General features: G+C 68.3%; 23 protein-coding genes. 10 read left to right on the forward strand and 13 right to left on the reverse strand.

Features of this window, described 5'->3' with window-relative positions; genetic code table 11:
• Positions 1-20 precede the first annotated feature (20 nt).
• On the forward strand, positions 21-602 hold the full coding sequence (locus AC6EKW_RS11030; protein ID WP_273886679.1) for a class E sortase: 582 nt from the start codon (positions 21-23) through the stop codon (positions 600-602).
• Here the strand turns inward: AC6EKW_RS11030 and AC6EKW_RS11035 are convergent.
• From AC6EKW_RS11035 to AC6EKW_RS11065, 7 genes are read right to left on the reverse strand one after another with little or no spacing between them, the layout of a single operon-like run.
• Positions 599-1,222 (reverse strand): class I SAM-dependent methyltransferase, encoded by a 624-nt coding sequence (locus AC6EKW_RS11035; protein WP_498514407.1) that lies wholly within the window; start codon positions 1,220-1,222, stop codon positions 599-601. The genes AC6EKW_RS11030 and AC6EKW_RS11035 overlap by 4 nt on opposite strands.
• 2 nt (positions 1,223-1,224) lie before the next feature.
• Complete coding sequence (locus AC6EKW_RS11040; protein ID WP_273886677.1) at positions 1,225-1,674, reverse strand: J domain-containing protein; 450 nt, start codon at positions 1,672-1,674, stop codon at positions 1,225-1,227.
• On the reverse strand, positions 1,671-2,321 hold the full coding sequence (locus AC6EKW_RS11045; RefSeq protein WP_498514408.1) for a hypothetical protein: 651 nt from the start codon (positions 2,319-2,321) through the stop codon (positions 1,671-1,673). The genes AC6EKW_RS11040 and AC6EKW_RS11045 overlap by 4 nt, the downstream gene beginning before the upstream one ends.
• 1 nt (position 2,322) lies before the next feature.
• Positions 2,323-3,108: a hypothetical protein gene (locus AC6EKW_RS11050; protein WP_273886675.1), complete on the reverse strand. Its 786-nt coding sequence runs from the start codon at positions 3,106-3,108 to the stop codon at positions 2,323-2,325.
• Positions 3,101-3,814: a PspA/IM30 family protein gene (locus AC6EKW_RS11055; protein WP_273886674.1), complete on the reverse strand. Its 714-nt coding sequence runs from the start codon at positions 3,812-3,814 to the stop codon at positions 3,101-3,103. The genes AC6EKW_RS11050 and AC6EKW_RS11055 overlap by 8 nt, the downstream gene beginning before the upstream one ends.
• Before the next feature lie 50 nt (positions 3,815-3,864).
• Entirely contained in the window at positions 3,865-4,839 is a 975-nt protein-coding gene (locus tag AC6EKW_RS11060; RefSeq protein WP_273886673.1) for a hypothetical protein, read from the reverse strand.
• A 48-nt stretch (positions 4,840-4,887) separates the two neighbouring features.
• Complete coding sequence (locus AC6EKW_RS11065; RefSeq protein ID WP_273886672.1) at positions 4,888-5,553, reverse strand: hypothetical protein; 666 nt, start codon at positions 5,551-5,553, stop codon at positions 4,888-4,890.
• Between the two features lie 74 nt (positions 5,554-5,627).
• Between AC6EKW_RS11065 and ligA the strand changes: the two genes are divergently transcribed.
• The 3 genes from ligA (at position 5,628) to AC6EKW_RS11080 (ending at position 8,427) form a co-directional block, all read left to right on the forward strand.
• Positions 5,628-7,631: an NAD-dependent DNA ligase LigA gene (ligA, locus tag AC6EKW_RS11070; protein WP_498514409.1), complete on the forward strand. Its 2,004-nt coding sequence runs from the start codon at positions 5,628-5,630 to the stop codon at positions 7,629-7,631.
• A 151-nt stretch (positions 7,632-7,782) separates the two neighbouring features.
• Positions 7,783-8,082, forward strand: a complete 300-nt coding sequence (locus tag AC6EKW_RS11075) for a hypothetical protein (protein ID WP_273886670.1) — start codon at positions 7,783-7,785, stop codon at positions 8,080-8,082.
• An 18-nt stretch (positions 8,083-8,100) separates the two neighbouring features.
• Positions 8,101-8,427, forward strand: coding sequence for a hypothetical protein (locus AC6EKW_RS11080; protein ID WP_273886669.1), 327 nt, complete (start codon positions 8,101-8,103; stop codon positions 8,425-8,427).
• On the opposite strand, the gene AC6EKW_RS11085 is transcribed toward AC6EKW_RS11080, so the two are convergent.
• The 4 genes from AC6EKW_RS11085 to AC6EKW_RS11100 all read right to left on the reverse strand — a co-directional run bounded on the left by AC6EKW_RS11085 (position 8,411) and on the right by AC6EKW_RS11100 (position 12,166).
• Positions 8,411-8,836, reverse strand: a complete 426-nt coding sequence (locus tag AC6EKW_RS11085) for a hypothetical protein (RefSeq protein WP_498514410.1) — start codon at positions 8,834-8,836, stop codon at positions 8,411-8,413. The two genes, AC6EKW_RS11080 and AC6EKW_RS11085, sit on opposite strands and share 17 nt — an antisense overlap.
• A 116-nt stretch (positions 8,837-8,952) precedes the next feature.
• A complete protein-coding gene (locus AC6EKW_RS11090) occupies positions 8,953-10,506 on the reverse strand; it encodes a protein kinase domain-containing protein (protein WP_498514411.1) in 1,554 nt (517 codons plus the stop codon).
• A 158-nt stretch (positions 10,507-10,664) separates the two neighbouring features.
• A complete protein-coding gene (locus AC6EKW_RS11095) occupies positions 10,665-11,243 on the reverse strand; it encodes a hypothetical protein (RefSeq protein ID WP_273886666.1) in 579 nt (192 codons plus the stop codon).
• Positions 11,240-12,166 (reverse strand): YihY/virulence factor BrkB family protein, encoded by a 927-nt coding sequence (locus AC6EKW_RS11100; protein ID WP_273886665.1) that lies wholly within the window; start codon positions 12,164-12,166, stop codon positions 11,240-11,242. The genes AC6EKW_RS11095 and AC6EKW_RS11100 overlap by 4 nt, the downstream gene beginning before the upstream one ends.
• 247 nt (positions 12,167-12,413) lie before the next feature.
• Here AC6EKW_RS11100 and AC6EKW_RS11105 point away from each other — a divergent pair, with 247 nt between their 5' ends.
• Genes AC6EKW_RS11105 through AC6EKW_RS11120 form a run of 4 tightly spaced genes read left to right on the forward strand, consistent with a single transcriptional unit; the run spans position 12,414 to position 16,398 of the window.
• A complete protein-coding gene (locus AC6EKW_RS11105; RefSeq protein WP_273886664.1) occupies positions 12,414-13,244 on the forward strand; it encodes an ABC transporter permease in 831 nt (276 codons plus the stop codon).
• On the forward strand, positions 13,241-14,545 hold the full coding sequence (locus AC6EKW_RS11110) for an ABC transporter ATP-binding protein (RefSeq protein WP_273886663.1): 1,305 nt from the start codon (positions 13,241-13,243) through the stop codon (positions 14,543-14,545). The genes AC6EKW_RS11105 and AC6EKW_RS11110 overlap by 4 nt, the downstream gene beginning before the upstream one ends.
• Before the next feature lie 6 nt (positions 14,546-14,551).
• Complete coding sequence (locus AC6EKW_RS11115) at positions 14,552-15,562, forward strand: glycosyltransferase family 2 protein (protein ID WP_273886662.1); 1,011 nt, start codon at positions 14,552-14,554, stop codon at positions 15,560-15,562.
• Positions 15,559-16,398: a glycosyltransferase family 2 protein gene (locus AC6EKW_RS11120; RefSeq protein WP_273886661.1), complete on the forward strand. Its 840-nt coding sequence runs from the start codon at positions 15,559-15,561 to the stop codon at positions 16,396-16,398. Before AC6EKW_RS11115 ends, AC6EKW_RS11120 begins: the two co-directional genes overlap by 4 nt.
• Here the strand turns inward: AC6EKW_RS11120 and rfbC are convergent.
• Both rfbC and rfbA read right to left on the reverse strand, forming a co-directional pair.
• Positions 16,386-16,943 (reverse strand): dTDP-4-dehydrorhamnose 3,5-epimerase, encoded by a 558-nt coding sequence (gene rfbC, locus AC6EKW_RS11125; protein WP_273886660.1) that lies wholly within the window; start codon positions 16,941-16,943, stop codon positions 16,386-16,388. The two genes, AC6EKW_RS11120 and rfbC, sit on opposite strands and share 13 nt — an antisense overlap.
• Positions 16,940-17,818, reverse strand: a complete 879-nt coding sequence (gene rfbA, locus AC6EKW_RS11130) for a glucose-1-phosphate thymidylyltransferase RfbA (RefSeq protein ID WP_273843430.1) — start codon at positions 17,816-17,818, stop codon at positions 16,940-16,942. The genes rfbC and rfbA overlap by 4 nt, the downstream gene beginning before the upstream one ends.
• A 214-nt stretch (positions 17,819-18,032) precedes the next feature.
• On the opposite strand from rfbA, the gene thrC reads away from it, so the two are divergent.
• Both thrC and thrB read left to right on the forward strand, forming a co-directional pair.
• Complete coding sequence (gene thrC / locus AC6EKW_RS11135; protein ID WP_273886659.1) at positions 18,033-19,112, forward strand: threonine synthase; 1,080 nt, start codon at positions 18,033-18,035, stop codon at positions 19,110-19,112.
• Positions 19,109-20,041, forward strand: a complete 933-nt coding sequence (gene thrB, locus AC6EKW_RS11140; protein WP_498514412.1) for a homoserine kinase — start codon at positions 19,109-19,111, stop codon at positions 20,039-20,041. The genes thrC and thrB overlap by 4 nt, the downstream gene beginning before the upstream one ends.
• Positions 20,042-20,266: the final 225 nt, after the last annotated feature.

The following is a 20,266-nucleotide window of genomic DNA, read 5'->3' on the forward strand; positions in this document are numbered from 1 at the left end:
TCGCGGCGGTGTTCGCCAGCTTGAGACTCTCAGTGATCGTCGTGGCGCTCGGGCTCGCCGCGTTCGCCGTCCTGCCGATCTTCCCCCGCACCGAGACGGTCTCGACGGAGATACACCCCCAGGCTCAGCCCCAGAGACTGCTGGGCGAGGGGGCGGGCACGAGGCCGGCGGGTGGCGGATCGGGGCCCACGGTGATGAAGATCTCCATCCCGCGCCTGGGCCTCAAGGACGTCCCGGTCCCCGACGGCTCCACCCAGTCGGAGCTCGACAAGATAGGCATCATGCACCTCTCGGGGACGGGCTATCCCTGGCAGAAGGGGTCGAACACGTTCATCGTCGGCCACCGCCTCGGCTATCTCTGGACGCGCACCCCTTATGTCTTCTACAAGCTGAACGAGATGAAGCCGGGCGACAGGATCGTCATAGAGCGCGGCGGCAAGACCTACACCTTCAGGGTCTACGACCGCGTCATCGTCCGCCCGGACGACTACTGGGTCACCTACCCGGTGCCCGGCAGGACGATCGTCTCGCTGCAGACCTGCACCCCGATCCCCACCTTCCAGTACCGGCTCATCGTCCGCGGCGAGCTCGTAAGTCCCTAAACTGGTTTGCGGGCCGCGAGCATCTCGACGATCCCTTTCCTGCAACGCCGGCTCTCCTCTACCGAGAACCCCAGCTCGACGACCCGCTCCAGCGGGCGCCTGAGCAGATGGTCCCCGGCGAACCGGACCGAGAGCGGCTCCAGCACCCGCTGCAGAGAGAAGACGACCGGTGAGGTGCTGCGCACGTGGTCCAGCAGAAGCAGTCTGCCTCCAGAGCGCAGCACCCGCTTCATCTCCCGCAGGGCGAGACGCTCGTCAGGTATGCTGCACATGGCGAGCGTGCTCACCACGGCATCGAAGGATTCGTCCTCGAAAGGCAGCGCCTGCGCGTCGGCCTCGGCCAGGTTCACCCGCATCCCGAGCGACCCTGCCCTCTCCCGCGCCACCGCGAGCATGGCCGGGCTGATGTCCACGGCGCTCAGGCTCACCCCCGCGGGGTAAAAGGGGAAGTTGCGCCCGGTGCCGACGGCGACCTCGAGGACGTCACCCGCCGCGCGGGAGCACACCCACCGCCGCCCGTCCCCGACGAGGAGGCGCTCGAAAGGCGAGATCCCGCGGTCGTAGTGCGGGGCGGTCTTCTCCCAGATGCGCCGCGTCCTCTCGGTCTCGGGGTTCCGCAAATCTAGCGCCGCCGGGAGAGATAGCGGGAGATCACGTCGTAGGAGGCGTTTATCTCGGAGGCGAGCCGCTCGGCCCGGGCGCGCTTGTCCGCGTCGGGAAACCGGTCCGGGTGGAAACGCTTTATCAGCTCGCGGCGCTTCCTGCTCACTTCTTCCATCGGAGCCCCGACCCGCAGCCCCAGCCTCTCGTAGGCCGCCACGACCTCGGGCGGGTAGCGCCGCGGACGGAACGTCGTGGTCGAAGCACGCCCGGAGCGGTAGGTCCGTCGGCGTGCCTCCTCACCGGTGCTCCTCCACTCCTCCGCGGCCCCCCGCAGGGCCGCCTCGAAGGCGTTCTTTATGGCCTCGCCGCGCTCCCGCCCCACCCGGAGCTTCTCCCCGAAGCGCTCGTCCTCCTGCAGGTTGTAGACGAACCCGCGAGCCAGACGGCCCAGGCGGTGCGGGATGCTCACGGTGCCCCCTCTTCCCCCTCCCCGGGAGCCCCGCCACCACGCTCCTCACGCCGGCGGGCACCCCGATCTATGACCTGCGTCTCGTCCTGGTCCCAGCCCGAGCCCCCTTCCCCCTCTCCGGACGCCCGGGTCTCCCTCTCCTCGACCTTCGGCAGGTCGAAGAACTCCCGCACCAGCGCCACGTCGGCGAGGCCTTCTCTCGCCTGGGAGATCTTCTTCTCCTCCTCGCTCACACCGAAGTCCCGGGCCTCGCGCGCCTTGCGGATCTCCTCCTCCAGCGAGCTTATCACCTCCCGTGTACGCCGCTTGAGCTCCTCCGAGCGCCGCTGGCTGAGGTCTATGCGGGAGTTGAGCTTGGACTCCCGGCGGTCCGCCGAGCGAGCGAGCTCCTCGATGTCTATGCCCGCGGCGGCGAGCGTCTGGCGCACGATGCGCACCGCGCTCTCCCGCGGCACGTCGTCCGGCAGGCTCTTTATTATCTCGGCGGCTCGCTCGACGGTGAAGCTGCTCCGGGGACGAGGTTCCTCGTCTTCCCCCGGCTCGTCGAACTCGAGATCCTCGGTGGAGAAGACCATCGTCTCCTCTTCCTCTCCGGTGGAGAAGATCCTCGATAGAAAGCTCTTCTGCCTGTCGCGTTCCTCACTCACCTTATATCGGCTCCATCGACGAGTCGTTTGCAGGGTCCATCGGGCGCGCGATCTCGTCCAGGCTGCGCCTGAAGTACGAGATGCGCTTCCTCAGGCGGGCGAGGTCCGGGTGTCCGGAGACCCCTCCCTCGTCGAGAGCCAGGAGCTCTCCACAAAGGCTCCCGAGGAGGCTCTCGAAACCTTCGAGCCGGGCGTTGAGGGTGCTCACACCCGCCAGGAGCTCCTCCCTCACGGCCAGCTCCTCCCTGCGCCCGGCGAGGGCCTCCTCGAAAGAACCCCGCAGACCGGAGCCGCGGGGTAGCTCTGAGATGTCCTGCTCGAGGTCTCTCACCCGCCCCTGCAGCCCTCCCGGGTCGAGGGCCGCAAGGTGCCGCCTGAGCAGAGCTCTGCGGCGCAAAAGCCTCGTGGCCTCGCCGAACTCCTCGACCACCGGGACGACCTCGCCGACGAGCATCTCGCGCTGCTCGGCCGGCAGGTTCTCCCAGCTCTCGACGAGCGTCTTCTGCAGCCCCAGGATACGCCCGGCCTGCGGGGCGGCGACGGGGTCTTCGCGGGCGACCTTCCTGAGAGAGCGGGCGTTGCGCCGGAGCATCCGACGCATGCGCCGATCTTCCTCGCCCCGCGAGAGCAGAACCCGAGCCGCGACCGGCACCCCGGCCCCGACGAGCAGGGCGGCGAGGGAGAGGACGCCTGCGGGGTCAGCCACCGGATGGACCAGGGAGAGCAACCCCTCCCCCGCGAGCGCGCCGCCCGGAACGAGCCACGCGAGATCGCGGTTCCTACCCACGATCCTCGTCGTTCCCTTCCCCCTCACCGGGCTCGAGCTGCTGAGGCTCTCTCAGACCCATCCGCGCCTCCATCGCCTCCAGCTCACGTTCGGCGTCGAGCCGCTTTATGTCCTCCTCGACGGAGGAGATCCTGCGCTGGGTCTCGCTGATCCCGAGCTCGCCGACCGCCTGTGCCTCGTAGGAGGCCTGGCGTATCGCCTGGCGGGCACGCTCGAGGTCGCGCGAGGAGTCCGAGAGAGAGATGCTGGCCCGGGCCTCGTTCGCCATGCGCAGCGCCCTGGCCCGCTGGTGTTCTTCCATCAGGGCGGCCCGCTCGCGTACGATCTCGTTGTAGCGCTTCTCCTGCTCGCGGAACGCCTGTTCCATCTCCTGAGAGTTCTTGCGGGCTTCTTCGAGGCGCCCCTGTAGCTCGGCGAGGCTGGCCTGAGCCTCCTGCTTCTGCCGGATCACCTCGAGCGCGGCCTCCCGCTCCCCGCGAGAGAGCAGCTCCTGGGCCTGCCGCTCGCGGGCGGTGACAAGCTTCTGCTTGCTGGCGGCGTCGTCCGCGAGCATCTTCTCGTAGGCCATGGTGCGGGCCGCCGCCACCTGGAGCTTTTTGAGGTTGTCCAACTCGTCCTGTACGGCGTTCTCGAGGAGTATCTCCGGGTTGCGTTCCTCCACCCCGCTCAGGAACCGTCCGAAGAAGCCCCGGATGGCCCTGGTCAACCTTCCCAATCTACCCTCCAGCGCTCGAGGACCTCGAAACTAACCCAGGATTATATCACCGGCCCTTCTCCCTCCGGCACCCGACCCTGCCTCAACCTGCCGGCGAGGATCAGAGCCCCCGGAGAGCCGGCCTCGAAAGCGGCTTCCAGAGCCTCTCCGGCGGCCTCGAGCAGGGCCCGGGCGGAGGTGGCGTCCTCCGGATACAGGGCGACGCCGACCTTGACCTCCTTCGCCCCGAGCGAGGCGGCGGCGGCGACGCACCGCCGGGCCGCCTCCTCGGCTTCTTCCTCATCAGCGACGGGGAGAGCCAGGCCGAACACCTCGCCCTCTCCGAGCGGGACCGCGGGCGCGATCCTCTCTCCGACCCGCCGCAGGAGCGCCGGGAACTCCCCGAACCGTCGTCCGGGGTCGACGAGTATGATGGCGAGCCGCCCGGCGGGCCGGGCGGAGATCTCGGCCTCGGTTCGTCTGACCAGCGCCAGCTCGCCGCCCGCCACCCCGGCGGCCCCGCCCCCGAGACGGCCGAGCGCGCCCAGCACGAGGAAGACGAGCAGCCTGAAACCGATCACCTCCGGAGACTGCGGTACGAAATCGGCCGCGAGCAAACCCGGCAGAGCGGCCAGCAAATACCCCAGGGAAACACCGGCGGTGGAGACTATCCACACCCTGCGGGAGCGCCAGACGGCGGCGGAGATCAGGAGCGGTAGGTAGAGCGGGTAGAGCTCGCTGACCGGCCCGCCGGTGAAGAAGACGATCAGGGAGACGAAAACCGCGTAGAACGCGTGCCCCCAGGCGACGGTGCGCAAGGTGAAGGCCCAGCCGGGCATCAGGAGCAGGGCGACGGATCCGGCGGCGAGCACCGCCGTGGAGAGGTAGAGCGGGACGAGGGAGGAGGGCGGCTCGTAGGAACCGCTGCTGGCCAGCGCGCAGGATGCGCCGCCGAGCAACAGATAAGCGAGCGAGAGCGCCTTCATCCTGCGCGCGCTGCCGGAGCGTGCCGCGGTCGCTCTCATGACGCCGGTCATGATACGCTCGCAGCAGGCCCCGCGCCAGCCTCACGCCTCCCGGTGTGCTCAGGAGCTCTTCTTGAGGGCCGGGATCTTCTGCTCCACCGCACCCCGCTTCTTTATGGCCGTGAAGATCCAGGCCGGCTTGCCGTCGGTGGAGAAGGAATCCACCCCCGCGGTGGCCTTGGCACCAGGGTGCTCCTTCAGGTAGGCGAGCACCTTGTTCGCCTTCTTCACGGCCGTGGTGCTGTCCACGAGCCTGCTCCGGGCCGGCAGCACGTGCTTGAGGATGTCCTTGACCTTGCCCTCCGAAAGCCTGCCCTGCTGGACACGCTCTACCCTCTTCGCCCTGACCAGGAAGCTGGCGTACGCCCTGGACGAAGGCGAGACGTAGGAGTAGAGCCAGGCTGAGGCGCGCCCGTCGGGGCCGAAGTCCGGCCGTGCGGTCGCCACGGCGTAGAGCTTCGCGTCCTTGTGCCAGCGCTCGGCCGCCCGCCCCGCCACCTCGATGCCCGAAAGGCCGGAGGTCCGGCTCTCCGCCTGCGTCCCACCCCCACCGGAGGAGGCGGCGGAGGAGGAATGAGCGGCGGAGAAGGAGGATCCGGTCGCCTCCGGCGAGGAAGACCGGGCCGTCCCCCGCCCAGAGCAGGAGGTGGCCAAAAGGACCAGGGATGCCAGCGCGAGGCTCAGGAGCGCGATTACCCGTATGCGGTTGTGCTCTCTATCCACCATAGGGGAGAGTTTAACGGAATCCAGCCAGTCCTGACGGCTTGGGAGCGAGGGCCCGTACCCGTATAATCCCCTGCGTGGGCGACCAGAACGAAGACATCCGGCGGAAGCTAGAGGAACTGCGGGAGAAGATCCGCCACCACAACCGGCGCTACTACGTCGAGGACGACCCGGAGATCTCCGACGCCGAGTACGACGCGCTCTACCGCGAGCTCGAGGAGCTGGAGGCGGCCCACCCCGAGCTCATCACCCCCGACTCCCCGACCCAGCGGGTCGGGGCCGAACCGCTGGAGGAGTTCGAGGAGGTCCGCCACGAGGTGCCGATGCTCTCGCTGCAGAACGCCCGCTCGGCCGGGGAGCTCTACGAGTGGGACGCGCGCATCCGCAGGATGCTCGGCGAAGACGCGGAGAGGTTGCGCTACGTCACCGAACTCAAGATAGACGGGCTCGCGGTCTCGCTGCGCTACGAGAACGGGCGCTACGTGCGCGGCGCGACCCGCGGCAACGGGTTCGTCGGCGAGGACGTCACGGCCAACCTGCGCACGGTGCGTTCGATCCCCATCCGGCTCTCCGACGACCCGCCGCCGGTCCTGGAACCCCGGGGAGAGGTGTACATCCCCATCAAAGACTTCGAGGAACTGAACCGCCGCCAGGAGGCCGAGGGCAGGCGTCCCTTCGCCAACCCGCGCAACGCCGCCGCCGGCTCCATCCGCCAGCTCGACCCGAAGGTCACGGCCTCCCGGCCGCTCACGATCTTCCTCTACGGCATCGGCGAAGGGGCGGAGAACTACGAGAGCCATTCCTCCTCGCTCGAAGCGCTCAAGAGCTACGGGCTCCGCGTCAACCCGTACACGCTCCACGAGGACATAGAGTCGGTCGTCTCGGAGTGCGAGCGATGGGCGAAGGAGAGGGAGTCGCTGGATTTCCAGGCCGACGGCGTGGTCGTGAAGGTCGACTCCTTCGAGCAGCAGCGTGCTTTGGGCAACGTGCAGAAGGCCCCGCGCTGGGCGATAGCGTACAAGTTCGAGCCTCTCGCCGGCAGGACGAAGTTGAAGAGGATCTTCGTCCACGTCGGACGCACCGGCGCGCTCACGCCGCAGGCCGAGCTCGAGCCGGTGAGCATCGGCGGCGTGACGATCTCGCGCGCCACGCTGCACAACGAGGACTACATAAAGGAGAAAGGCATCCTCGTCGGGGACACCGTCATCGTCGAGCGGGCGGGGGATGTGATCCCGCAGGTCGTCCGGCCCGTGGTCGAAGACCGCGACGGCGACGAGCATCCCTTCGAGATGCCGAAGGAGTGCCCGGTCTGCGGCGAGCCGGTCTTTCGCCCCGAGGGGGAGGCCATAACCCGCTGCGTCAACGCCCGCTGCCCGGCGCAGGCGCTCGAGCACATCATCCACTGGGCCTCGAAGGACGCGATGGACATAGAGGGCCTCGGCGAGAAGCTCGCCACGAAGTTCTTCGATCTGGGTCTGGTCCGGGACCCGGCCGACATCTACGAGCTCGAAGCCGAGCAGCTCGTTCCGCTCGAAGGCTTCGGGGAGAAGAGCGCGCAGAACCTGATCCGGGCGATAGAGAAAAGCAAGGAGAGGCCCTTCGACCGGGTGCTCTACGCTCTCGGCATCCGGCACGTGGGCTCGGCGACCGCACGGCTCATCGCGGAGCGTTTCAGCGGTGAAGACCTTCTGAAGGGGGTCAGCGTGGAGCAGCTCGCCGGGATAGAAGGCGTCGGCGAAGTCGTTGCGAGATCCGTCATCGAGTACTTCGAGCGCGAGGACAACCGCGCCCTCATCGAGCGGCTGATGAAGCTCGGCCTCGACTTCGGCTCCGTCGAGCGGCAGCCCGCCGGGGGCCCGCTCGCGGGCAAGCGCCTCGTCATAACCGGGGCCCTGAGCCGGCCGCGCAGCGAGGTCGCAGAGCGCATCGAGAGGGCCGGCGGCACCGTGACCTCCTCGGTGAGCGGCAACACGGACTACCTGGTCGTGGGTGAGGAACCCGGATCCAAGCTGGAGCGCGCCCGCCGGCTCGGGGTCGAGGTGATAGACGAAGAGAGGCTCGAGGAGCTGCTCTCCTCCTGAGGGGGAAGAAGATTTCTCCGATGGGGAGGCCGTCCTACAGAGACATTTCCTGCTCTTGGGTTTGAATATCTCCCAAAACTGGTAGGCTCATACAGAGTTGAAAGCTCCTGCCGGAGTCCTGGTCAGGGCCTGCGGCGGAAGGAGGAACACAATGATCACGGTGACCGAGGAAGCGAAGGCGCTCTTCCGCGAGATAGAGCACCCCGAGGGTACGGTGCTGCGCCTCGACCCGGTATCCGACCCCGAGACCGGCCAGACCCAGATCGGGCTCTCCGCCGGCGAACCGCGCGGCGACGATCAGGTCGTCGAACACGAGGGCGAGAGCCTGCTGCACATCTCCGGCACCGTGAGCGAGGCGCTCGACGGCGCCACGCTCGACAAGGTGGACACACCCGAGGGACCGGGCATCGGGATCACCCCGCCTCCGGGGGCGGAGCCCGCCACGTCCTAGAGACACCGCCGGGCCGCGATGGAGGCGGCGTCGCACGTCGTGATCGTCGGCGGGCCGGAAGGCGAAGACGAACTTCTGGCCATCGTGCTCGAGGACGGCGAGGCGGTGCCGCTCTTCTCTTCCGTCGAAGAGGCGCAGGAGTTTCTCGACTCCACCGGAGAGTTCGGGAGGGACTGGCGCCCCGAGGAGGTCTCGGCCCGCAGGCTCCTCGAAATACTCGAATTTCAGGACGAGGAGGTCAGGTACGTGGCCCTGAGCCCTCCTCCGGAGCGGCTGGAGGGTGGCATGGAGGTGCAGATCATCCCGCGAGACGCCCTGATCTCGCTGCTCAGGAGCCGGCGGTAGCCCCCGGGTCGGGCTCCCCGGTCAGGATGGCGACCTCTTCCGGGGTGAGCGGTTCGCGGGAGGGCTCTCCGAGGGTGAGGCGGCGGACGAAGCCGGGACCCGCGGGACGGGGGCGGCGGGTGGAGAAGGTGAGCAGGAAGTATCGTCCGGGACCGCGTCTGCGGGCGGGGCGGTGTTCGATCCAGAGCACCGGCCGGGGGAGTCTTGGGAGATCGTCGGGCATGAGCTCTTCCATGATCTCCGCGGCGAGGCAGCCGGTATTTTCCGCGGCTTCGAAGCGCTGGTCGAGGGGTAGGTCCTCGAAGAGGACCACCGGGGCGTCACCGGGATCTCCACGGTAGATGCGCACCAGGCAGCAACCAGTCCCGAGTCGGTATCCCCGGCTCTGATGGATGTACTCGCGGCCCACGGCCACTCCTCCGTGTTCCGAAGCCTCCTCCTGTGTCCAGGAGATTCTATCCCGGGGCAGCCTCTCGGGGCCAGTGAGCGCCGGGGACACGAGCGCTGGGAGTTACTGTCGCTCTCTTAAGGCGCGCCGCCCGTCATGCCGCCGGCCGAGCTCTTCTGAGAAGAAGAATTCACCAGCGTACGAGTCTGTTGGGAGGAAAAAGAGTTCCTCTGCACGCTGGTGCTCTGGCGGATTATCCGTTCGACGTTCGGGAGGTTGGGCACCTTGACCAGTTGAGAGGCCGCCCCCGGCGACGAAACGGACTGTCCCGCCCCGGAGGAGACCGGGGTAGCCGCGTGACCGGAGCTCTGGTTCCCCATCTGAGAAGAAGCAGACCCGAACGAAGTGGCAGGCCGCTTCGTCTCCCGTGAGCTGCCGACAGAGTCGGAGCCCCGACCCTGTCGCTGTGCAGGAGAGGACGAGACAGGAGCGATCGCGCCGGTGGCTCGCGCAGAACTCGCCTCCGTACGCTGCGCCACGGTCCTGGCCGAGGACGAGGCGGCCGCCCGGGCAGAACCCTTCCCGGACGAGTCCGTGCCGCCGTGATGCGCCCGCCCGGAGGTCTCGAAAGAAGCCACCTGGGGAGCGGTCGGCTTCGCGGCAGCCCGGACTCCGCTCCCGCTCCCGGCGTTGCCAGGCCCCGCCACGGCCCACCACCCGGTGAGGCCCGTGAGGGCCACGAGCGTCAGGAAGGCGGCCGCGCCGTTGCGCAGGCTCCTCCGACCGGGACGGCGATGGGCACCATGACGCCTGCGCGCCGTCCCCACCCTGCCGACGATGGCACGGTGCCTGTGTCCTGAACGCCCCCCGGACTCGACGAGTTCCTCCAGCTCCGCGGCCAGCGTTCCGGCGTCCGGATGCCGCCCGGCGGGGTCCTTCGACAGGAGACGATCCAGGATGACGTCGAGCTCTGCGGGGACCGCGGGGTTCTTCGAGGAGGGCGGGGTCACGTGCTCCCTGAGGTGCATCATAGCGACCGCTATCGGGTTCTCCGCCTCGAAAGGCACCCCGCCGGTGAGCATCTCGTAGAGCGTGACGCCAAGAGAGTAGAGGTCGCTCTTGGGACCGGTCTGCTCTCCGAGGGCCTGTTCCGGCGAGATGTAGTAGACCGAGCCCAGGATGGTCCCCGGCGCCGTCACCCGCGTGGCGTCCGCCGCCCGGGCGATGCCGAAGTCGGCGAGCTTGGGGGCCCCGGAGGGTGTGAGCAGTACGTTCTGCGGCTTTACGTCGCGATGGATGACACCCTGCGCATGGGCCGCCGCGAGCGCCCGGGCCACCCCGGCGGCGATCCTGGCCGCCTCGCGCCATTCCAGGCGACCCCGGCGCAGGACGAGATCCCTGAGCGTACCGCCTCCCACGTACTCCATTACGATGCACGGGAGCCCACCCTCTCGGGGAGCATCGTATATCTCCACCACACCCGGGTGATCGAGGGAAGCGGCCGCAAGGGCCTCCTGCCGGAAGCGGGCCACGAAGCTGGGATCCCTCGAGTAGGGTTCCTTGAGAACCTTGACCGCCACCCGGCGATCGAGGAGGTGGTCGCGAGCGGCGTACACCTCGCCCATCCCTCCGCCCCCGAGGTAGCGTTCGATCTCGTAGCGCTCTGAGATCAGAGTCTTCTCCTTCAGCAAGGTACCCTGCTACCTCCTATCGCACCCAGGCCCTTCTATGAAGCCTCTCCCAGGGAAACGAGCCTTCCAACCTCTATATATCCCGTCCAGGGCCCCGGAGCAAACAACATGATCTGTTTTTGTTGGAACGGTTGCAGGTGGCGCCTGGATCACAGCGCTCAGAATCCGCGGCGGCGCCGGGCGATCCGGCGCACGATGACCGAGGCCCCGAAGAGGGCGGTCATCCTGACGGCCCCCTGCAGCACGGCCTCGGTGAGGTCGTCTTTGATGCCCCGTCTCTCGGGGATCCGACGCTCTATGTAGCGGTTCACCGGACGGCTGAGGCCCATCGCCAACCCCATAGCCAGAATGGTGACCAGCCTCCGCTGCATCTTCTCGCTCATCGCGTGACCCTCCTCCCGAGGTACGTTCTCGCCCCTGCGCCTGCTCACTTCTTCCGCCCCTGGCGCGCCCAGCACGTAGGACCCGCGCGGCACTCCCTCGGGCCGGCCGATGTATCCCTTGTTGAGCAGATACCTCACGGCGACGGCGCACGCCGGCGAGGTGGGGTCGAACCCGGCGCGCGTCGCCGCCCCCTCCTCCCGCGGCACACCCTCTCCGCCGAGCGGGACCGGGACGTTCGGGCGCCCGCCCGCTATGTCGTAGATCGCCTCGAGGAGCCGGGCCGCATCCGCCTCGACCCCGCTGGTCGCAGCATCTGCCCGCGGACGGTCACGGTGCGCTCGCTCCTGGCTCATGTCTTCTCCTCTTTTGGGTTATCAGCCTCGCTTCGCAGCTCGTCCGTGGGCTCTCTCTCGCCCTCGTCCTTGCCCTCCGGGATGCGCTCCTCTATGACCTGGTTGAGTTCCGCCCCCACGAGCAGGATGACCGTCGAGTAGTAGATGTAGAGCAGGAGGATTATGATCCCGGCGAAGGACCCGTAGGTCGCATTGTATGAGCCGAAGGTCGAGACGTAAACGGAGAAAAGGAGCGAGAACCCCACCCAGAAAAGGAGCGCCACCACCGCTCCCGGGCTGATCCAACGCCACCTCTGCGTCACGGCCGGGGCGTAATAGTAGACGAGCGCGAAGGCGAAGAGCACGAAGCCGGCGAGTATCGGCCATTGGATCACGGCCCATACCGTACGAAACACCCCGCTCAAACCGACCACCCCCGCGAGCCCACCTCCCACGGAGGCCCCGAAGACCACGATGCCGAGCGACACCACCAGAAGGACTATCACGGCGAGCGAGATGAAGATCGATATCCCGTAGACCTTCCAGAAGGGGCGGTTCTCCTCCACCTCGTACATCACGTTCATCGCCTCCATCACCGAGCGAAAGGCGCCGGAGACGCCCCACAGGGCCAGAAGCACCGAGACGATGGCTCCGAAGGTGAACGCCCCGCTCGCCCTGCTCCGCGCTATCGAGAGGAGCTGGGTCTTTATGAGCTGGGTCGCCGAGGCGGGCATCACGCCGGAGAGGTTCCTGATCAGGGTGTTCACCAGGTTCTCCGCCCCGAATATGCCGAGCAGGGAGAGCAGGAAGACGAAGAACGGGAACAGCGCGAAGAAGATCCTGTAGGTCAGGTTGCCCGCGAAGGCCATCACGTGGTCCTCGTTGACCTCCTTGAGGGTCTGCTTGACGACCTCCACGGGTTTCAGCCTGCCCCTCACCCTCACCTCACCTCCCCGGACCGCGGGTACCCGGCGGCCGCCTCGCACTCCCCGCCGGAACCCGGCCCTCCGGCTACTGCATCATCTTTCCAAGATTTTCGTGCTCCGGTATCCATGTGCTGTGCACCATACCCCTCAGGCGGAGAGGGCAAACAACGCCCTTGGTCGCCCCCGATGGCTTGCGTTAAACTAGCCGGGTTCGGAGAACGGACCATCACAGGGCAGGTGGCTTGCGTTGTTCGCCGCGGAGACATTGAAAGAACCCCCGAAGGCGCTCCGCTCGACCTTCGAGGCGCTGCGCACGCTCTACCAGCGCCGCTGGCTGCTCTGGTACATGATCCAGCGCGACGTCTCAAAGTCCTACCGGGGGTCGGTGCTCGGGTTCGCCTGGGCGTTCCTCGGGCCGCTGCTCCTGATAGCCCTCTACACCATAGTCTTCTCGAAGATCCTCGGGTTTCGTTTCCACCCGGTCGCGGGGGACCCTTCGCTCAACTTCGGGCTCTACCTCTACTGCGGGCTCATCCCCTACCAGATGTACGCCAACACGCTCAACTCGGCCACCGGCATCATCCAGAGCAACTCGATGCTGGTGAAGAAGATGGTCTTCCCGACCGAGATACTGCCGTTCGTCTCGGCCACCTCTACGCTCGCCGAGCGCCTCTTCGAGCTGGTGGTGCTCCTCGCCCTCCTGGTCGCCTTCGGGCACCCGCCGGGCTGGACGATAGCGCTGCTGCCGGCAATCTTCGTCATACAGCTCCTGTTCATCCTGGGGCTGAGCTACCTGTTCTCGGTGATAGGGGCGTATCTGCCGGACATCAAGGAGACGGTGCGCTCGATCGTCAGGGCCTCGTTCTTCGTCACCCCGGTGATCTGGCCGGCCGACAAAGCAAAGGGCGTATTTCACTACATAGTCTCGCTCAACCCGATAGCCTACTTCGTCGAGGCCTACCGGGACCTCATAATCTCCCACACCCTCCCCGGCGCGATTCCGACGCTCGGGTTCACGGTGTTCTCGATCCTCCTGTTCGCCGGAGGCCTGATGCTCTTCGTCCGCGCCAAGCACCGCTTCCCCGACCTGATATGAGCCTGGCTGTAAGACTCAGGAACGTCTCCAAGAGCTTCCGGATCTACCCGAGGCAGCGCGAGCGCATCCTCGAGGCGATCACCTTCGGCAGGCTGCGCTACAGCCAGGACTTCTGGGCGCTCAGGGACATAAACCTCGACGTGGAGGCCGGCACCTCCCTGGGCGTCCTGGGGCGCAACGGGGCCGGCAAGAGCACCATGCTCGAGATCGTCGCCGGCATTCTGCAACCGACCACCGGCACGGTTGAGACCAACGGTCAGATCGTGCTCCTGCAGATAGGCGCCGGGATCAACCCGCAGTTCACCGGCCGGGAGAACGTGATGCTCACCGGCCTCATCCTCGGCATAGACCGCAAGAAGATGCTAGAGCGCTTCGACGAGATCGAGGAGTTCGCCGACCTCGGAGATTTCATGGACCAGCCGGTGAAGAACTACTCGAGCGGCATGCGCTCGCGGCTGGGTTTCGCGGTCGCGGTCAACGTCGAGCCGGACATCCTGATCGTCGACGAGAGCCTCTCGGTCGGCGACGCCCTCTTCCGGGCGAAGGGGCTGCAGAAGATGCGCGAGCTGCGCGACCGGGGGACGACCATCCTCTTCGTCTCGCACAGCACCTCCCAGATAAAGGACTTCTGCGAGAAGGGGGTGCTGCTGCACGAGGGCAGGATGATCGCCTCCGGGGACGTAGCGGAGGTGGCGGACCGCTACCAGGCGCTGCTGGCGAGCATCCGGGCCTCGGAGAAGGGCGGGGCGCAGAACGGGTATCAGCTCCAGGAGGAAGAGAACGACTTCGCCCCGACCTTCAAGGAGAACCCGGATCTCGCCCGCCGGGCGAAGCGCCTGCGCCACGGCACAGGGGAAGCGAGGATCTCACACGTCGAGGTCCTGGACGAACAGGGCCGGCCTACTGAGGAGGTGAGCCCGGAGGAGCGTGTGACGGTCCGGGTGCACGTGGAGTACGAGCAGCCGGTGCCGGCGAGCGCGGTCGGGATCACGCTGCGCAACAACAGCGGCCTCGACGTCTTCTCGACCTCCACCGCGCTCGAGGGGCGGAAGATCGGGCCCAAAACAAAGGAGGAGCGCCTCATCGCGGACTTCTCCTTCCAGCCTGCTCTGAGACCGGGGCTCTACAGCGTGGGCGCCTTCGTCTCCCCGCCCGCGGGGGGGCACGTCTTCCTGGATTGGGTGGACGTCGCGGCGGTCTTCGAGGTCGGGAAACCGCAGGAGCGACGTCAGATCCCGGGCCTCTTCCACCTGCCGACCGAGGTGGCCGTCCACAGCCTGGCCCGCCGCGGCGCCTCTTAGAGGACGATGCCCAGGGTTTCGGTCGTGGTCCCGAGCTGGAACACCCGCGGCTTCTTGCGGGCCTGCCTGGCCTCGCTGAGCCGCCAGAGTTTCCGGGACTTCGAGGTGGTGGTCGTCGACAGCGGCTCCACCGACGGCTCGGTTGAGATGGTGGAGCAGGATTTTCCGGAGGCGCGGGTGGTGGCCCTCGGTGAGAACCGGGGGTTCTCCGGGGCGGCGAACGCCGGCATCGAGGCCACGGATTCGGAGCTCGTCGCCCTGCTCAACAGCGACACCGAGCAGGACGTCGGATGGCTCTCGGCGCTCGTCGCAGCCTCCGACGCCCACCCGGAGGCGGGGATGTTCGCGAGCAGGATGCTCTCGCTCCACGACCGCCGCGTCCTCGACGGCGCGGGGGATGCGCTGCGCGCGAGCGGGCTCCCCTACCGCGTCGGCCACGGCGAGGTGGACCGCGGGCAGTACTCCGTAAAACGCTACGTCTTCGGGGCGTGCGCCGCCGCCGCCCTCTACCGCCGCAGGATGCTCGAGGATGTAGGGCTCTTCGACGAGGACTTCTTCGCCTACTGCGAGGACGGAGACCTCTCGTTCCGGGCGCAGCTCGCCGGCTACCGCTGCCTCTACGTGCCGGACGCCGTGGTCTATCACGCCGGCGGGGCCTCGAGCGGCGGGGGACGCAGCCCGACCGCGACCCGCCTGGGCACCCGCAACAGCATCCTGCTGCTCGTGAAGGACCTGCCGGCACCGCTCGTCCCCGCGATCCTGCCCGCATTCCTCGCCGGGCAGATGCTCCGTCTCGCGACCTCCGCGGCCACGGGGACCCTGCCGGCGCACCTGGCCGGGCTCTCGGAGGTGCCCGCGATGGTCCCCGCGATGCTGCGCAAGCGCCGCAGGGTGCAGAAACTGCGCCGGGTGGAGGTGGAGTACGTGGAAAGGTTGCTCGAGGCATCCTCGCGGGAGGCTCGCAGGAGCCTGCTGCGCCGGGCGAAGGACCGGGTGTTGCCGAGGATCGGCGGATGAGGTTCTCGGCGGTGATCGTCAACTACGCCTCCTGGCCGCACACCCTGCGGTGCGTCGAGAGCCTGCTCGGGGCGGGGGACCCGGAGATCGTAGTGGTGGACAACGACCGCGAGGAGCCACCGGAACTCCCGGAAGGGGTACGCCTCCTGCGAAACCCCGAGAACCTCGGCTTCGCCCGCGCCTGCAACCGGGGCCTCCGCACCTCGAGCGGCGAGATCGTGGTGTTCGTGAACCCCGACGTCATCGTCGAGCGGGACTTCTTCGAGCGCCTCGGTGAGTTCTTCTGCGGTGCCCCGCAGGCCGGGGTCGCGGGGCCCAGGATCGTCGACGGCACGGGCGCCCTGCAGCTCTCGGCCCGCCGGGAGGTGAACCTCGCCTCCGGGCTCCTCGGTCGCACCTCCCTCCTGACCCGTGCGTTTCCCAAAAGCCGCCTCGTGCGGCGGATGTTCCCGGCAGCCGGGGAGCCCGGGGCCCCGGTCGCGGTCGACTGGGTCTCCGGGGCCTGCCTGGCGGCGAGGCGGGAGGTACTGGAGGAGCTGGGGGGCTTCGACGAACGGTTCTTCATGTACTTCGAGGACGCCGACCTCTGCCGCCGCGCCCGTCAGGCGGGCTGGAAGGTCTTCTACCTGCCCCGGGTGCAGGTCGTCCACCACACCGGGGCGAGCAGCGGCGACAGGACCCGCGCGATCCTGAGGCTGCACAAGAGCGCCTTCCTCTACCACCGCAAGCACGGCCCGCACGGTCCCTTCGGGATCTACGACCTGCTCGTCCTGCTCGGGCTGTGCGCCCGGGCGGGGGTGCGGCTGGCGGGTACGCTCCGGCCTCAGGGCGAGTAGACGGGCAGCCTCCCCGCGGGAACGCCGGAGAGCGGCGGAGCAGCGGCGTCTTTCTCGGAGAGGATGGGGTCTTCGAGGGGCCAGTCTATCCCGATCTCCGGGTCGTTCCAGAGAACGGAGCCCTCGGCCTCCCGGTTGTAGGGTGCGGTGCACTTGTACGCGAAGAGCGCCGTCTCGCTCAGCACCACGAAACCGTGGGCGAAGCCCTCCGGCACCCAGAGCTGGCGCCTGTTCTCCGAGGAGAGCACCACCCCGGTCCAGCGCCCGAAGTGCGGCGAGCCCCGGCGGATGTCCACCGCCACGTCGAAGACCTCCCCGGTAAGGACGTAGACCAGCTTGCCCTGCTGGTCCGGGTTCTGGTAGTGCAGCCCGCGCAGCACGCCGCGGCGCGAGAAGGAGAGGTTGTCCTGGACGAAGACGCCCGGCAGGCCAGCCTCCTCGTAGCGGCGGCGGTTCCAGGTCTCCATGAAGAACCCGCGCTCGTCCCCGAAGACATCGGGTTCGACTATCAGCACGCCCGGAAGCGGCGTCTCCACGACCCTCACGCGAGAGGTTCCTCCCCGGCTATGTCGAGCAGGTAGCGCCCGTAGCTGTTCTTCCTCATGGGTTCGGCCAGCCGGACGAGATCCTCCGCGGATATGTACCCCATGCGGTAGGCCACCTCCTCCGGGCAGCCGATCTTCAGCCCCTGCCGGTGCTCGATGGTCTCGATGAAGTTCGTCGCCTGCTGCAGCGTCTCGTGGGTGCCGGTATCCAGCCACGCCATCCCCCGACCCAAGAGCTCGACCCTGAGCTGCCCGCGCCTGAGGTACTCGACGTTGACGTCGGTGATCTCAAGCTCCCCCCGCGCCGAGGGCTTCAGGTTCGCGGCGATGTCCAGGACCTGGTTGTCGTAGAAGTAGAGCCCGGTCACCGCGTAGTGCGAGCGGGGCCTCTCCGGCTTCTCCTCGATGCTCACCACCCGCCGCTCCTCGTCGAATTCGATCACCCCGTAGCGTTCCGGGTCGCGCACGTAGTAGCCGAAGACGGTCGCCCCCTCCTCCCTCGAGGCCGCCTCGCGCAGCGTGCTCCCGAAACCCTGCCCGTAGAAGATGTTGTCTCCGAGGATGAGCGCGACCGGCCCGTCCCCGACGAACCCGCGCCCGATGATGAACGCCTGCGCGAGCCCCTCCGGACGGGGCTGCTCGGCGTAGCTGAGCGTGATGCCCCACTGCGAGCCGTCCCCGAGGAGCTGGCGGAAGCGCGGCAGGTCCTGCGGGGTCGAGATCACGAGGATCTCCCTTATCCCTGCGAGCATCAGCGTACTGAGAGGATAATAGACGAGAGGCTTGTCGTAGACCGGCAGAAGCTGCTTGCTGACGACGTGGGTCAGCGGGTAGAGCCTCGTCCCCGATCCCCCGGCCAGGATTATGCCCTTCACCCGTACACCTCCATGGCCGCCCATGCTAGCGCACGAGCGGGTCTCTCGCAGCCCCGGCACACCTTGAAAGGGGTTCTCCCGGTATGCTACTTTCCCGGTCGTATGTTTCCCGCCCCCCACCGGCCGCGAACCACCACGGGCCCCGGACGATGTCTCCTCGGGGCACCCCGGTGAGCGGCTGCGTGAGATCCCATCTCGGAAAGGCGGGGAACGCTTGAGCATCGAGAGAGAATCCGACAGAAGAGGCGGCGTGATCGCCGCGTGGCGCGGGTGGCTGCCGGAGATACCGGACGAAGCGGTGGTCACGCTGGGCGAGGGGGAGACCCCCCTGGTTCCGGCGCCGCGTCTCTCGGAGCGGGTCGGAGCGGAGGTCTACCTCAAGTTCGAGGGTGCTAACCCGACGGGTTCGTTCAAGGACCGCGGGATGACCGTGGCGATGAGCCGGGCGAAGGCAGCCGGGAGAGAGGCCTGCGTCTGCGCCTCGACGGGCAACACGGCGGCCTCCGCGGCGGCCTACGCGGGGAGGGCGGGCATGGCGTGCTTCGTCGTCGTCCCGGCCGGGAAGATAGCCTCGGGCAAGTCCGTCCAGATCCTGGCGCACGGGGCACGGATCATCCAGATCGAAGGGAACTTCGACGCGGCGCTCGCCATCTGCCGCCGCCTCGCGCAGGAGGTGGAGGAGATCGCGCTGGTCAACTCGGTGAACCCCGACCGCATCGAGGGTCAGAAGACGGCGGCCTTCGAGATCGCGCGGGCGCTGGGCCGGGTGCCGGACGCGCTCGCGCTTCCGGTCGGGAACGCAGGCAACATCACCGCCTACTGGAAGGGCTTCGTCGAGTGGCGCGAGGCGGGCCGGGCGGAGAAGACCCCGAGGATGCTCGGCTTCCAGGCTGCCGGAGCGGCCCCGCTCGTCCTGGGGCACGACGTCGAGAACCCGGAGACGGTGGCGAGCGCGATCAGGATCGGCTCCCCCGCGAGCCGGGAGGGGGCGCTCGCGGCGGCGCGGGAGTCCGGAGGGTCGATCGAGAGCGTCACGGACGAGGAGATCCTCTCTGCCCAGAACCTCGTCGCCCGCGAGGAGGGCGTCTTCTGCGAGCCGGCCTCGGCGGCGGGGGTGGCGGGCCTCCTCAAGCTGGCCCGGGAGGGACGCGCCCCGGAGGGGACCGTCGTCTGCGTGCTGACCGGTCACGGCCTCAAGGACCCGCAGGCGGTGGTCGAACGGGCGCGGCTCCCGGAGCCCGTGGCGGCGAGCTTCGAGGCCGTCGTCCGGCGCGTGGGGAGGGTGCTCGCGTGATCTCGGTCCGGGTACCCGCGACCTCGGCCAACCTGGGCCCGGCCTTCGACGCCGTGGGGCTCGCGCTCTCTTTGGGCACCAGGATCAGCCTGGACATCTCCCCCGAGCCGGTCGTCGAGGTGCACGGGGAGGGGGCGCGGATGATCCCGCAGGGCCCCGAGCACCCGGCCTATCGCGCGGCCCGCTTCGTCGCCGAGATGGCCGACGAGGCCGAGCTGCACTTCCACCTCGTGCAGCACAACGACATCCCGCCCTCGCGGGGGCTCGGCGGGAGCGCCGCGGCGCTCGTCGGGGGAGCGGTGGCGGCGAACGACCTGCTCGGGCGGGCGCTCGCCGCCCCGGACCTCCTGAACCTGGTCTGCGAGCTCGACGGTCACCCGGACAACGCCGCACCCGCGCTGCTCGGCGGGCTCGTCATCGGCACCCTCACCCCGGAGGGGATAAAGAGCGTCCGGCTCGAGCCCGAAGGCCTCCGGGCGGCCGTCGCGGTGCCCGATTTCACCGTCTCGACGACCGCCGCCCGGCGGGCCCTCCCGGAGAAGGTCCCCCACCGCGACGCGGTCTTCAACGTCGGGCGCTCCGGGCTGCTGCTCGGGGCGCTCGCCACCGGAGAGTACCATCTGTTGCGGGTCGCGATGCAGGACCGGCTGCACCAGCCCTACCGCGCGCACCTCATCCCGGGGCTCGAGGAGGTCATCGAAGCCGCCCTCGAAGCCGGGGCCTACGGCGCCTCCCTCTCCGGCTCGGGACCGACCGTCATAGCCTTCGTCCCGGAGGAGGTGGCCGTGCGGGTGGCCTCCGCGATGCGCGCGGCCTTCGGCAAAAGGGGCGTCGAAGCACGAGCGTGGGCGCTGGAGGTGGACCTCGCCGGAGCCCGGGTGGAACCCCCGGGCGAGGTAGGCTCCCCCGTGCTCGAACCCGTGCCGTAGGATGAGGGCTGTCCGGTGGGTCCCGAACTCCAGAATATCCTCCGGTCGGGGGATGTGAAAAGCCCCGCCACGCCGTAACATTACGCCCAGAAGGTGGCCGGGACGCACCCCTCCCCCGCCCGGCCATCTCCAATCTTCCGAAGTTCACCCCATCCGCTTGACAAACTGCTACAAGCTGTTCTATCCTTCGCACAGTTTTACGGTAAGGTTGCAGGCGAGCGAAGG

It is taken from the genome of Rubrobacter sp. M3-4 (assembly GCF_059772285.1).

Bases quoted from the DNA above. Each gene is read 5' to 3' on its own strand.
- AC6EKW_RS11120 (WP_273886661.1), top strand. From the start codon at position 15,559: ATGAGGTTCTCGGCGGTGATCGTCAACTACGCCTCCTGGCCGCACACC.
- AC6EKW_RS11060 (WP_273886673.1), bottom strand. From the start codon at position 4,839: ATGACCGGCGTCATGAGAGCGACCGCGGCACGCTCCGGCAGCGCGCGC.
- AC6EKW_RS11075 (WP_273886670.1), top strand. From the start codon at position 7,783: ATGATCACGGTGACCGAGGAAGCGAAGGCGCTCTTCCGCGAGATAGAG.
- AC6EKW_RS11080 (WP_273886669.1), top strand. From the start codon at position 8,101: ATGGAGGCGGCGTCGCACGTCGTGATCGTCGGCGGGCCGGAAGGCGAA.
- AC6EKW_RS11095 (WP_273886666.1), bottom strand. From the start codon at position 11,243: ATGAGCCAGGAGCGAGCGCACCGTGACCGTCCGCGGGCAGATGCTGCG.
- AC6EKW_RS11065 (WP_273886672.1), bottom strand. From the start codon at position 5,553: ATGGTGGATAGAGAGCACAACCGCATACGGGTAATCGCGCTCCTGAGC.
- AC6EKW_RS11115 (WP_273886662.1), top strand. From the start codon at position 14,552: ATGCCCAGGGTTTCGGTCGTGGTCCCGAGCTGGAACACCCGCGGCTTC.
- AC6EKW_RS11110 (WP_273886663.1), top strand. From the start codon at position 13,241: ATGAGCCTGGCTGTAAGACTCAGGAACGTCTCCAAGAGCTTCCGGATC.